Origin of the sequence: Affinirhizobium straminoryzae (assembly GCF_007004135.1) — a bacterium.
Taxonomy (GTDB): Bacteria; Pseudomonadota; Alphaproteobacteria; order Rhizobiales; family Rhizobiaceae; genus Neorhizobium; species Neorhizobium straminoryzae.
Window position 1 is genome coordinate 14,569 of the sequence record NZ_VJMG01000075.1, and the last position, 12,130, is coordinate 26,698.

General features: G+C 65.0%; 10 protein-coding genes. 4 read left to right on the forward strand and 6 right to left on the reverse strand.

What is annotated here, in order from left to right; translation table 11 throughout:
- Positions 1-4 precede the first annotated feature (4 nt).
- The 3 genes from FNA46_RS21900 to FNA46_RS21910 all read left to right on the forward strand — a co-directional run bounded on the left by FNA46_RS21900 (position 5) and on the right by FNA46_RS21910 (position 4,812).
- Positions 5-991 carry a TRAP transporter substrate-binding protein gene (locus tag FNA46_RS21900; protein WP_143127343.1) on the forward strand — a complete coding sequence of 329 codons (987 nt, stop codon included), beginning with the start codon at positions 5-7 and terminating at the stop codon, positions 989-991.
- 44 nt (positions 992-1,035) lie between these two features.
- A complete protein-coding gene (recX, locus tag FNA46_RS21905) occupies positions 1,036-1,596 on the forward strand; it encodes a recombination regulator RecX (RefSeq protein WP_143127344.1) in 561 nt (186 codons plus the stop codon).
- Positions 1,597-1,791: 195 nt separating this feature from the next.
- On the forward strand, positions 1,792-4,812 hold the full coding sequence (locus tag FNA46_RS21910) for a DNA translocase FtsK (RefSeq protein WP_143127345.1): 3,021 nt from the start codon (positions 1,792-1,794) through the stop codon (positions 4,810-4,812).
- A gap of 3 nt (positions 4,813-4,815) precedes the next feature.
- Here FNA46_RS21910 and FNA46_RS21915 read toward each other — a convergent pair whose 3' ends face one another.
- The 6 genes from FNA46_RS21915 to FNA46_RS21940 all read right to left on the reverse strand — a co-directional run bounded on the left by FNA46_RS21915 (position 4,816) and on the right by FNA46_RS21940 (position 10,009).
- The gene (locus tag FNA46_RS21915; protein WP_143127346.1) at positions 4,816-6,168 is read right to left on the reverse strand and encodes an LLM class flavin-dependent oxidoreductase; all 1,353 of its coding nucleotides are present in this window, start codon (positions 6,166-6,168) and stop codon (positions 4,816-4,818) included.
- 12 nt (positions 6,169-6,180) lie between these two features.
- Positions 6,181-6,969 carry a histidine utilization transcriptional repressor HutC gene (gene hutC, locus FNA46_RS21920; protein ID WP_143127347.1) on the reverse strand — a complete coding sequence of 263 codons (789 nt, stop codon included), beginning with the start codon at positions 6,967-6,969 and terminating at the stop codon, positions 6,181-6,183.
- Between the two features lie 4 nt (positions 6,970-6,973).
- Positions 6,974-7,765, reverse strand: coding sequence for an amino acid ABC transporter ATP-binding protein (locus tag FNA46_RS21925; RefSeq protein WP_143127348.1), 792 nt, complete (start codon positions 7,763-7,765; stop codon positions 6,974-6,976).
- Positions 7,762-8,430 carry an amino acid ABC transporter permease gene (locus FNA46_RS21930; RefSeq protein WP_143127349.1) on the reverse strand — a complete coding sequence of 223 codons (669 nt, stop codon included), beginning with the start codon at positions 8,428-8,430 and terminating at the stop codon, positions 7,762-7,764. Before FNA46_RS21930 ends, FNA46_RS21925 begins: the two co-directional genes overlap by 4 nt.
- Positions 8,427-9,068, reverse strand: a complete 642-nt coding sequence (locus FNA46_RS21935) for an amino acid ABC transporter permease (protein WP_143127350.1) — start codon at positions 9,066-9,068, stop codon at positions 8,427-8,429. Before FNA46_RS21935 ends, FNA46_RS21930 begins: the two co-directional genes overlap by 4 nt.
- A 116-nt stretch (positions 9,069-9,184) precedes the next feature.
- Positions 9,185-10,009 (reverse strand): transporter substrate-binding domain-containing protein, encoded by an 825-nt coding sequence (locus FNA46_RS21940; RefSeq protein WP_143127363.1) that lies wholly within the window; start codon positions 10,007-10,009, stop codon positions 9,185-9,187.
- A 256-nt stretch (positions 10,010-10,265) separates the two neighbouring features.
- On the opposite strand from FNA46_RS21940, the gene FNA46_RS21945 reads away from it, so the two are divergent.
- The gene (locus FNA46_RS21945) at positions 10,266-12,047 is read left to right on the forward strand and encodes an ABC transporter ATP-binding protein (RefSeq protein ID WP_143127351.1); all 1,782 of its coding nucleotides are present in this window, start codon (positions 10,266-10,268) and stop codon (positions 12,045-12,047) included.
- Positions 12,048-12,130 lie beyond the last annotated feature (83 nt).

Sequence of the window (12,130 nt, forward strand, 5' to 3'; positions counted from 1 at the left end):
TCCGATGGTGCTCCTCTCCCGCCGTTCCCTGCTTGCCGCCTCGGCCATTCTGGCAGCGCCCGCCCTGTGGCGGCCGGCAGAGGCCCGCACCACCACCATCACGGTGGCCTCGCTGCTTGGCGAGGACAAGCCGGAAACCCTGATCTGGCGCCGCATCGCCGAACAGGTGGAACAGGCACTGCCCGGCCGCTTCCGCTTCAACATCGTTGCCAATGGCGCGCTCGGTGGCGAAAAGGAGGTGGCGGAAGCCACGAGGCTCGGCTCCGTCCAGGCCAGCCTCTCCACGGTCTCGGCGCTGACCGGCTGGGTGCCGGACCTGCAGGTGCTCGATCTTCCGTTCCTGTATCGCGATGCCGATCATGTGCGCCGCGTGGTGACGGGAGCGGTCGGCGCGGACCTGACGGCAAAGCTTGCCGCGCAGAATTTCATCGCCTGCAGCTTCATCGATTACGGCGCCCGCCATCTCTTGACCAAAGAGCCGGTGACGCGCCCGGACCAGCTGGCCGGCAAGCGCATCCGGGTGATCCAGAGCCCGCTGCACACCAGGCTGTGGAGCGCCTATGGCGCGGCCCCGGTCGGCATCCCGATCACCGAAACCTATAATGCGCTCTCCACCGGCGTCGTCGATGCGATGGATCTCACCAAATCCGCCTATGCCGGTTTCAAGCTGTATGAGGTCGTGCCCTATCTGACGCAGACCGGCCATATCCGCGCCTCGGGCGTCGTCTTCTTCGCCGCCTCCTTCTGGCAGGGGCTGTCCGATCAAGACCGCGCCGTGCTGCGTCAGGCGGCCGAGGCGGGCGCCCAGACCTTCAACCGTCTGATCGCCGAGGACGAGGCGCGCTCGATGGAGGTCGCACGGGCGCATGGCGGTCAGGTGCTGGCGCCGGAGGTCCCGGAAGCCTGGCAGGCGGGAGCCAGAACCGTCTGGCAGGATGTCGCCGTGCAGGTCGGCGGCATGGCGCGCATCGAAACCATCCGCAGCGCCTGAGCCGCCTCTGGCGGGCAGGGCGGTTTCGGGTTACCAGAACGACGATGACCGACGAGACCGACCCGCCCGATTCCGCGCCCCCGACGGCCCGCATGCTGAGCTGGGCCCGCAATTCCGCCGCCTACCGGCTGTCGAAGCGGATGATGACCGAACGGCAGCTGGCGGATGCGATACGCCGCAGGGCGCGCGAAAAGTTCGAGGGCATCAGCGAGACACAATTGCAGGCGCTGGCAGACAGCGCCGTCGCCTTCGGCCTCGACATGAAGGCGCTGGACGATCAGGCCTATGCCGAGATCCGCACCCGCTCTGCCGGACGGGCCGGCAAGTCGAAGCGGGCGATTGCCCAGACGCTGGTGCAGAAGGGCGTCGATCGTACGATCGTCGCCGAGGCGGTGCAGGCGACGGACGATCTGGCGGCAGGCGTCGCCTATGCCCGCCGCCGCGCCTTCGGCCCCTTCCGCCGGGCCGACCTCGATGAGAAGCAGAAGGCAAAGGAAATCTCCGCCTTCGCCAGACAGGGTTTCGGCTACGAGATCGGTGCCCGGATCGTCGCCATGGAGCGCGAGGAGGCCGACGAGATCCTTTCCGGCCAGCCCTTCGGGTGAGAACGCATCCTCAACCTTGTCACGGCGCCGTGAATTTTTATTTTTTCCAAAACTTTTCAAAAGGATAAATATCGACAACACCGGTGGAAACAGGCTCCACAGGGACCGCGTCGCAGCTCTCGTCCGTTCCGGCGAAAGGAGCCATTAACCTTTATTTTCTATTCATACACTGCCATCTAGTACGCGGTCGGTGTCATGCATTTTTACAGAACGAACTTCCCCAAATCCGAGTCCACGCAGTCCGAGGACGGGTCGTACGATCCGGCAGGCACTGCGGAGGATCGCAGGACGCCGGCGGTCGACCCGACGCAGGTCGTGGAGGAGCAGGCACCCTGGCAGGCCGCCTTCCGTCTGGCCCCGAATGTTCGCTTCACCCGCACGCCGGAAGCCGTGATCGCCCGTCCGCGAACGCGCGATCCGATCGCCCCCGTTGCGCCCGAAGAACGGATGCCCGCCGCCAATGGCCGTCTGATGGAGCCGGTCGAGATGGCCGGCAGCGTGCGTTCCGGCGAGGAAACGCTGGCACCCGAACTGCTGGTCAATGCCCTGCAGGGCGTAGCGTCTGCCATGCAGCAGCCGGCCACACCACCGGCCCCGAAGGTAAAGCCCGAACCTTCGCCGCGCGCGCTCATTTTCAAGCGGCCGAAGAAGCCGGACCCTGTCGCGGAAACGCCGGTGCCCGACATGCCGCAACCGGCTGCCGCGCAGGCGGAACCGCAGGCAATGGCGAACACTGTTTCTCCGGCGCCGGTCGAGACGGCTGCCCCGGCAGCCGCAGGCATGAACGGCGCGGCAACCGCAAGCCCCGTGCTGCAGGCCGCAGGCTTGGCACCCATTTTTGCCGAATCCGCCTCGGTCGTCTCCGTCATTTCAGCCGTTTCCGTGCCGCTGACGGCCACCGTGCCGGCTGGCCCCGCCGTGGAACCGCTTGCCACTGCAGAGCCGGTCGCGGCCGCCTTGCCTGAAAACCCCATGACCGCAACCGTGAAGCCAGCCCTGCCGGAACAGGACATGCCGGCTGCCGAGACCGCATCGGCAATGGCCTCCGCGCCGGTCACTCCCAAACTGTGGCTGTCCGATTTCGCTTTCTTCGAAGCAGGCTTCGACGGCGAGATGCCGCTGTCGCCGGCCACGCCCGCCCGCAAGCCCGCGGCCGCCGTGATCGTTCCGCAGGCGGTACTGCCGCGCCGTCCGGCCGAGGTCGTGCGCCTGCAACATCCGCTGGTGCCGAACAGCGTGACGGCGCTTTACCGCGAAGTCCGCCCCGGCACCCGCTATCCGCGACCGGTCGCGAGCGCCCTGATGCCGAAAATGGTGATGCCGAGCCTTCAGCCGGCGGCGGCCGTCGCGGCAGCTGTCTCCGCACCGGTCCCGGCACCGGTCGAAACGCCCGTGTCGATGATCGCTCCCGTCGCCGCCGAACCGCTGCCCGCGGCCGCACCGGAACCGGTGGTGCCCGTCATGTCGCCGGTCGCTCCCGTCCTCGAAACGCCGGCCTGCGCGCCCGAAGCACCGGCACCGGCTATCGAGCCGCAGCCGGTCGCCCTGGCGGCAGAGCCGGTTGCGCCCATCGCACCGGCGCAGACCGTGCGCACCATCGTGCCGATGTCGCGCCGTCGTCCCGAAGGTCTTCCGGGCCTTTCCGGCGCCCTGAGCGTGCGCGACAGCGACGACGCCTACGAATTCCCGCCGATCTCGCTGCTGCAGGAGCCCTATGGCCAGCAGGCCGAAGCCATGCAGCCGGACATGCTGCAGCAGAGCGCGGGCCTTCTCGAAAGCATTCTCGAAGATTTCGGCGTCAAGGGCGAGATCATCGACGTGCGCCCCGGCCCGGTGGTAACGCTTTACGAATTCGAGCCGGCACCGGGGGTCAAGTCCTCGCGCGTCATCGGCCTGGCAGACGATATCGCCCGCTCCATGTCGGCGCTCTCCGCCCGTGTTGCGGTGGTTCCCGGCCGCAATGTGATCGGCATCGAACTGCCGAATGCGGTCCGCGAAATGGTGTTCTTCCGCGAACTCATCGAATGCGAGGATTACTGGGAAACCAAGCATCGCCTGCCGCTTTGCCTCGGCAAGACGATCGGCGGCGAACCTGTCATCGCGGAACTTGCCAAGATGCCGCATCTTCTCGTCGCCGGCACCACCGGTTCCGGCAAGTCGGTCGCCATCAACACCATGATCCTGTCGCTGCTCTACCGGTTGCGCCCGGAAGAATGCCGGCTGATCATGATCGATCCGAAGATGCTGGAACTGTCCGTCTATGACGGCATCCCGCATCTGCTGACCCCTGTCGTGACCGATCCCAAGAAGGCCGTGCTGGCGCTGAAATGGGCCGTGCGCGAGATGGAAGACCGCTACCGCAAGATGTCGCGGCTTGGCGTGCGCAATATCGACGGCTATAACGCCCGCGCAGCGCAAGCCCGCGAAAAGGGCGAGACGATCACCGTCAGCGTCCAGACCGGCTTCGACCGCAACACCGGGGAAATTGTCTACGAGGATCAGGAACTCGACCTCTCGCCCATGCCCTATATCGTCGTCGTCGTCGACGAGATGGCCGACCTGATGATGGTGGCCGGCAAGGAGATCGAAGGGGCGATCCAGCGTCTGGCGCAGATGGCACGTGCCGCCGGCATCCACCTGATCATGGCGACCCAGCGTCCGTCCGTCGATGTCATCACCGGCACGATCAAGGCGAACTTCCCGACGCGCATCTCTTTCCAGGTGACGTCGAAGATCGACAGCCGCACCATTCTCGGCGAGCAGGGCGCCGAACATCTGCTCGGCCAGGGCGACATGCTGCATATGGCCGGCGGCGGCCGCATCATGCGCGTCCACGGCCCCTTCGTCTCGGATGCCGAGGTGGAGCATGTCGTCACGCATCTGAAGGCGCAGGGACGCCCGGATTACCTCGGCAATGTGACCGAGGACGAGAGCGATGCCGAGGACGAGGCGGAAAGCGACGCCGCCGTGTTCGACCGCACCCCGATGGGGGCAGCCGACGACAGCGACGACCTTTACGAAAAGGCCGTCAAGGTGGTGATGAAGGATCGCAAGTGCTCGACCTCCTACATCCAGCGGCGGCTCTCGATCGGCTATAACCGTGCCGCCTCCCTGGTGGAGCGGATGGAGCAGGAAGGCCTTGTCGGCCCGGCAAACCATGTCGGCAAGCGCGAGATCATCTCGGGCAAGGGCACAGGCGGCCAGGGCGACGAGTGATCGTCACCCCGGCTGCCGGGCCGCCGCATAACGGTTTGCCGGCAGCGACAGGCCGAGGTTTTCGCGCAGCGTGGACCCTTCGTAGTCGTCGCGGAACAGGCCGCGACGGCGCAGTTCCGGCACCACGAGCCGGATAAAATCGGCAAGGCTTGCCGGCAGCGTCGGGCACATCAGGATGAAACCGTCGGCGGCGCCCGCCTCGAACCATTCCTCCATGAAATCGGCAATCTCCGTCGGCGTGCCGGTGATGCCGTTGCCGGTGCTCTTTTCCGCGTAATGGCGGATGAGGTGGCCAAGCGTGTGGCCCTTGCGGATGTAATCGGTCAGTTCCTCGAACAGCGCCTTGGAGCCCTTCGGCTCGGCCGGCAGCCGCTCCATCGGGAAGGGTTCGTCAAGCGCTGCGCCGGAGAGATCGGTCTCGAGGAATTCGCCCAGCATCCAGCGGCCGACATCCGGGTGCAGGTTGTCGATCAGGAAATTCACCTTGGCCTGTGCCTCGGCCTTCGTCTCGCCGACATTGATGACGACGCCCGGCATCATCTTGAGGTCGCTCGTCTGGCGGCCGAACTTCGCCATGCGGCCCTTGACGTTCTCGGCAAAGGCCTTGTTGCGCTCCAGGCTGGAGGCAAGGCTGAAGACGATCTCGGCGGTGCGGGCGGCAAGCTCCATACCCGGTTCGGATCCGCCGGCCTGCGCAATCACCGGACGCCCCTGCGGCGAGGCGGCGATGTTAAGCGGCCCGCGCACCTGGAAATGTGTGCCCTTGTGGTTCAGCGTGTGCAGCTTGTCCTTGTCGTAGTAGAGCCCGGAGGCCTTGTCGAGGATCAGGGCATCGGGCTCGTAGCTGTCCCAGAGACCGAAAACGACATCGACGAATTCCGCGCCGCGTTCATAGCGCCAGCTGTGCGGCGGCAGCCCGTCGAAATTGTAGTTGTAGCCGGTCTCGTCATGGTCGGAGGTCACCACGTTCCAGCAGGCGCGGCCGCCGCTCAGGTGATCGATCGAGGCAAAGATGCGGGCGAGATTGAAGGGCTCGTAGAAACTGGTGGACGCCGTGGCGACGAAGCCGATCCTCTCCGTCAGCACCGAGAGCGCCGAAATCAGCGACAGAGGTTCGAAGCGGTTCATCTTGGTCGGCGAGCGCGACAGGGCCTCCGGATCGCCGATGGCAGCCGCCGGCGAATCCGCCAGGAACATGAAGTCGAATTTTGCCGCCTCCGACATCTTCGCCACGTTCAGCAGGTGGTCGATGCGGTTGGCGCCGTTGACGTCCACATCCGGATGGCGCCAGGCAGCCGGGTTGAAACCGAAGGTATAGACGAAGGTGCCGAGTTTCAGCTTGTCGGGGCGCGCCATGGCGGCTTCCTTTCAGGAGGGTTCGATCGGGAACTGGCGGCCCTGCACGGGCGTGAAACGGGCGGTCAGCGCGTGCTGGCTGCCGGGATAGGTAAGCCGCACCCTGGTCACCGTTTCCTCCAGCCGCCAGGTCTGCCGCTCGACGACCAGCACAGGGGCCGCGCGAAAAAGGCCAAGCGCGGCGGCAGCACTGGCGGTGGCGGCATCGGCTGAGATGCGGTGCTCGGCTGCACTCCATGGCACATGCTTCAGCAGCCATTGGCCAGGCGCCAGCGCCTCGAAGGCCTCTGCCTCGGCCTCCGGTGCAATGGCAAGGTTGATGATGCGCTCTTCCAGGCAGAACGGTTCCTCGCCGGCGAAATGCAGGACCGAGACCGCCAGCACCTTGCCGCGCGCCGGGAGTGTGGAGAGCGCCTGTTCGGACTTGCTTGGACGGCGCACCGTGCGGGAGAGCACCCTGTGGCAATAGGCAAGGTTGAGAGCACGCACCTCCTCGCCGATATCGTAAATCTCCAGAATGGCGCTCTGCCCGTCCTGCGGCATCACCACGCTGCCGGTCTTGCGCCGCCGCAGCACCAGTCCGGCGCGGGCAAGCTCGGTCAGCACCTTGTTGACCGTCATTCGCGAGCAGCCATAGGTGTCGGTCAGCGCCTGTTCGGAGGGAATGCGATGCCCGGGCGGCCAGCGGCCGGAGAGAATATTGCCCTCGATGTCACGGCGAATGCGCTGGTGCAGGGAGAGCGGTCGTCTGACATGCGCGACGTCCCCCTGCGGACCTGACGTGCTTGCATCGCCGGCCATGACATCAGGCCAGCATGGAAGCACCCCGATCCAGATAGGTATCGAGGAACTGTTCGAGACGCGGATGGCGCGGCTTGGCAAAAATCTCCGAGGGGGCGCCGGTAAACAGCAGCCTGCCCTGATCAAGGAAACTGATCTGGTGACCGACAGTCGCGGCAAAGCCGATCTCGTGGCTGACGACGACCATGGTCATGCCTTCGGCGGCAAGTTCGCGCATCACGTTCAGCACTTCGCCGGTCAGTTCCGGATCGAGCGCCGAGGTCGGCTCGTCGAACAGCATGATCTTCGGGGAGAGCGCCAGCGCGCGCGCAATTGCCACACGCTGCTGCTGGCCGCCGGAGAGCTGCGAGGGATAGTGCCCGGCGCGGTTGGCGAGGCCGACCTTTGCGAGTTGCACCATGGCGCGCTCCTCGGCCTCGGCCTTCGGCACCTTGTGCACGGTCTTCAGCGCTTCCGAGACATTGCCGAGCGCCGTCATGTGCGGCCAGAGATTGAACTGCTGGAAGACCATGCCGATTTGTGCGCGTACCGCACGGATCTGGCCGGCCGGCAACCGCTCACGCTCGCCCTTCGCATTCTCGAAGAAGCCGAGCGCCTCGCCGTTGACGGTGATCATGCCCTCGCTCGCCTCTTCCAGGAAGGCGAGGCAGCGCAGCAGCGTGCTCTTGCCGGAGCCGGAGGGGCCGATCAGGCAGGACACCTTGCCTTCCGGGACGTCGAGATCGATGTCCTGCAGCACGGTCGCGGTGCCGAAACGCTTGACGAGGCTGCGAACGGAAATGGCGGGAAGCGTCATGATGCGGCAAACCTGAAGGTGGACAGACGGGTTTCGGCGAGGCGTCCGAGGCGGGCGGCGGCCTCGACGATCACCCAGTAGATGACGGCAAGCAGGAAGATCGCTTCAAGGAAGGCATATTCCTGGGAGCCGATGGCGCTGACGGTGGTCGTCAGTTCCGGCACGGTGATGATCGACAGCACGGCCGATTCCTTGAGCAGGATCACCGCGAGATTGACCGAGGGCGGCAGCACGATCAGCGCCATTTCCGGCAGGAGGATGCGGCGGATGATCTGCAGGCGCGAGAGGCCAAGGCACTCGCCGGCCTCCACATGGCCATGCGGCACGGAGGCATAGCCGGCACGAAAGATTTCCGAATAGTAGGCAGCTGCATAGACACTGAGGCCGAGCAGGCCGCAAGGCACCGGGTCGAGCGAGAGGCCGACGAAGGGGCCGCCGTAATAGACGAGGAAGATCTGGATCAGAAAGGGCGTGCCGCGCAGCACCTCCACGACGAAGCCCAGCGGCAGGTCGACCGCACGACCGCCATAGCGGCGCAGCGTCGCCACGATGAAGCCGATGAGGATGCCGAGCAGCATGCCGGCAATCCACAGCGCGAGCGTGACGCCGGTGCCGCTGATGATCTCCGGCAGGTGCTTCAGGATGACATTGGGATCGAAGATCATTTGGCCGCTCCCGGCAGGGACCGTTCACCGAACCGGCCGGCCAGCGCGACGGCCCAGCAGATGACGAGATAGATCAGCGCGGCCGAGGAAAAGATCTCGATCGGCATGTAGGTGGAGGAGGCAAGGTCCTGCGCCATGCGGGTGATCTCCACGATGCCGACGACGGAGACCAGCGAGGAGGATTTCAGGATCATGATCGCCTCGTTGACCAGCGCTGGGAAGGTGAGGCGCAGCGCGATCGGCACCTTGACCCGCACGAACACCTGCCTCGGCGAAAAGCCCACCATGTCGGCGGCCTCGATCAGGCCCTTCGGCACGCTTTCGAAACCGCCGCGCAGGTTTTCTGCCTGATAGGCCGCGGTGCAGAGCGACATGCCGATGATCGCGGCGACGATGCTCGGCACGTTTAGGCCGATGAAGGGCAGGAGGTTGTAGATGAGCAGCAGCTGCACCAGAAGCGGCACGCCGCGAAAGAAGCTGATGAAGAATTCCGCGGGCTTGCGGTAGAGCGCCTTGCCGGACAGCAGCGCGGCAGAAAGACCGAGCGCGATCAGGAAACCGATCGCGATGGAGATGGCACTGATGCCGATCGTCCAGACAGAGGCCTGGACCAGCAGGGAAAACAGCTTGAACGACATGGCTTGATCCGTCGCGGCGGAAGAGGGCCGGACACACAAGCCCGGCCGGGCAGGGGATGACGCCGGTACGCATGCCGCCTGCCTCAATGGGACAGGCGGCAAGCGCATCGGGCGGATCAGATGGCCGGATCCTTCACGGCATCCGGTGTGTCGAACTTGGTGCCGAACCACTTGTCCTGCAGCTTGCCCATGCGGCCGTCACCCTTCATCTTGATGAGGGCGGCGTCGATCGCATCCATCAGCGAGGCATAGTCGGCATCCTTGCGGCCAACGAAACCGAAATAGGTCTTCTTGCCGAAAGGCGGCAGTACCACTTCGAACATGCCGGCGCGCTGCTTGGCGACGAAGGCGATGTTCGGAAGCGAATTGGCGACAGCCACGATGCGGCCGGCTGCCATGTCGGCATAGGCGTCGTTGAAGGCCGGATATTCGCGGATGTCCACCTTGGAGGGCAACGTGGCCGAGAATTCCGTCAGCTGGGCCAGCTGTGCAGTGGCCTTGCCGACGCCGACGGCCTTGCCGGCAATGTCTTCCGGCTTGCTGATCGGAGCGCCGGCCTTCTTGAGGATGGCAACGGTCGCCTCGGCGATCGGCGCGGTGAAGCGGTAGCGCTCCATGCGGGCCTTGGTGATGGTGGCGGGGCCGGCGACGACCTCGAACTTGCCGGCCTCAAGACCCGGAAGAACGCCTTCCCACGGCAGCGTGACCCATTCGATCTTCACGCCGAGTTCCTTGCCCACTTCGTCGAACAGGTCGACGTTGAGGCCCACATGCGCACCCGCATCGATGAAATCGAAGGGGGCAAAGGCGGTTTCCGTGCCGACCTTCAGCACGCCGGCGGCCTTGACCTTGGCCAGCACGTCTTCCGCATGGGCGGCAAGCGAAGTGCCGAGCAACATGGCGGCACCGACGACCGCCTTGAGGAAAAATCTCTTCTGCATCATGATGACTCCCGTTCCAGATCCGGACTGCGTGCTGTTCCCCACAGGTCGCCGGTGTTCCGGCTTCTTTTGACTATACAAATAGAGCCAGCCGCGAACCCGCTGTCAATCGGGTTGTTCAATTTTTTTGCATGCATAATTTGTCAGCAATTGCGGCGTGTGGGAACTTTGCGCTCCGCGGGTTTGCAAATGCCATCCGGGACGTCTATTCCAGTGCGCGTATCTCCAGTTTAAGCCACCTCTCCGGACCTTCGCCATGCCCCAGATCCTTCGGCGCTTTGCCGCCTACTATCGCCCGCATACGCGCCTGTTCCTGCTGGATTTCTGCTGTGCGGTGGCTTCCGGCCTGCTGGAGCTTGCCTTCCCGCTGGCGGTGACTCTGTTCATCGACCGCCTGCTGCCGACGGGACAGTTCGGCATGATCGCGCTCGCGGCCGTCGGCCTTCTCCTGATCTATCTTGTGAATGCCGGCCTGCAGGTGATCGTTACCTACTGGGGCCACATGCTCGGCATCAACATCGAGACGGAGATGCGGCGCAAGGCCTTCGACCATCTGCAGACGCTCTCCTTCGGCTACTTCGACAACCAGCGCACGGGCAAGCTGGTGGCGCGGCTGACGAAGGATCTGGAAGAGATCGGCGAGGTGGCGCATCACGGCCCGGAAGATCTGTTCATCGCGGTGATGACGCTGATCGGCGCCTTCTGCATCATGCTGTGGGTGCACATGCCGCTTGCGCTGATGGCGGCGATCATCGTGCCGCTGACGGCCTTCCTCACCACCCATTACGGGCAGAAGATGACGGAGACCTGGCAGGCGCTCTATGGTCGCGTCGCCGACTTCAACACGCGCATCGAGGCCAATGTCGGCGGCATCCGCGTGGTGCAGGCATTCGCCAACGAGGAGCATGAGCGCCGCCTGTTTGCCCGCGACAACAGCCAGTACCGCACGACGAAGCTTCAGGCCTATCGCTACATGGCCGCCTCCATGTCGCTGACCTATCTCTCCATGCGCTTCGTGCAGGTCATCATCATGCTGGCAGGCGCCTGGTTCGTCACCCAGGGTTCGCTGAGCGCCGGCGGCTTCGTCGGCTTCCTGCTGCTGGTCAACGTCTTCCTGCGGCCGATCGAGAAGATCAATTCGGTGATCGAGACCTATCCGAAAGGCATTGCCGGCTTCCAGCGCTACCTCAACTTCCTCGACCAGCAGCCCGACATCGTCGACCGGCCGACGGCCCGCCCCATCGGCCGGCTGGACGGCGACATCCTCTACCGTCAGGTGGGCTTCCGCTACGGCTCCGGCCGCTCCGTGCTGGACGGACTGAACCTCACGATCCGCGCCGGCGAGATGGCCGCCTTCGTCGGCCCCTCCGGTGCGGGCAAGACCACGCTCTGCTCGCTTTTGCCGCGCTTTTACGACGTCACCGCCGGCGCGATCTCGATCGGCGGCGTCGATATCCGGGACATGACGCTCAAATCGCTGCGCGGCAACATCGGCATCGTGCAGCAGGACGTGTTCCTGTTTGCCGGCTCAATCCGCGAAAACATCGCCTATGGGCGTCTGGATGCGACCGAAGCCGAGATCCGCGAGGCAGCAAGACGGGCCCGTCTGGAAGAGGTCATCGACGCCATGCCGCAGGGGCTGGATACGGTGATCGGCGAGCGCGGCGTCAAACTGTCAGGCGGACAGAAGCAACGCCTGGCGATTGCCCGAATCTTCCTGAAGAACCCGCCGATCCTCATTCTCGACGAGGCGACCTCGGCGCTGGACACCGAGACCGAACGTGCGATCCAGGCTTCGCTCGCCGAACTGTCGGTCGGGCGCACCACGCTGGTCATCGCCCATCGGCTGGCCACGATCACCCGTGCCGACCGCATTTTCGTCGTCGATCGGGGCCGAATCGTCGAGGAAGGCAGCCATGCGGCACTGATTACCCGCGAGGGCGGCCTCTACCGCAGGCTGCACCAGGTGCAGGTGGAGGGTATGGCGAGTCTGCTGGAGGGAACGGCGGCGGTACCGGCAAGTCAGGAAACCGCCTGACGCCGTCTCCCGGTGCGCTCTGGCATTTCCATCGGCCAATGCCTCCGTCTTGCCGCAATGCGACCCGAATTTGTTGGTTTGAC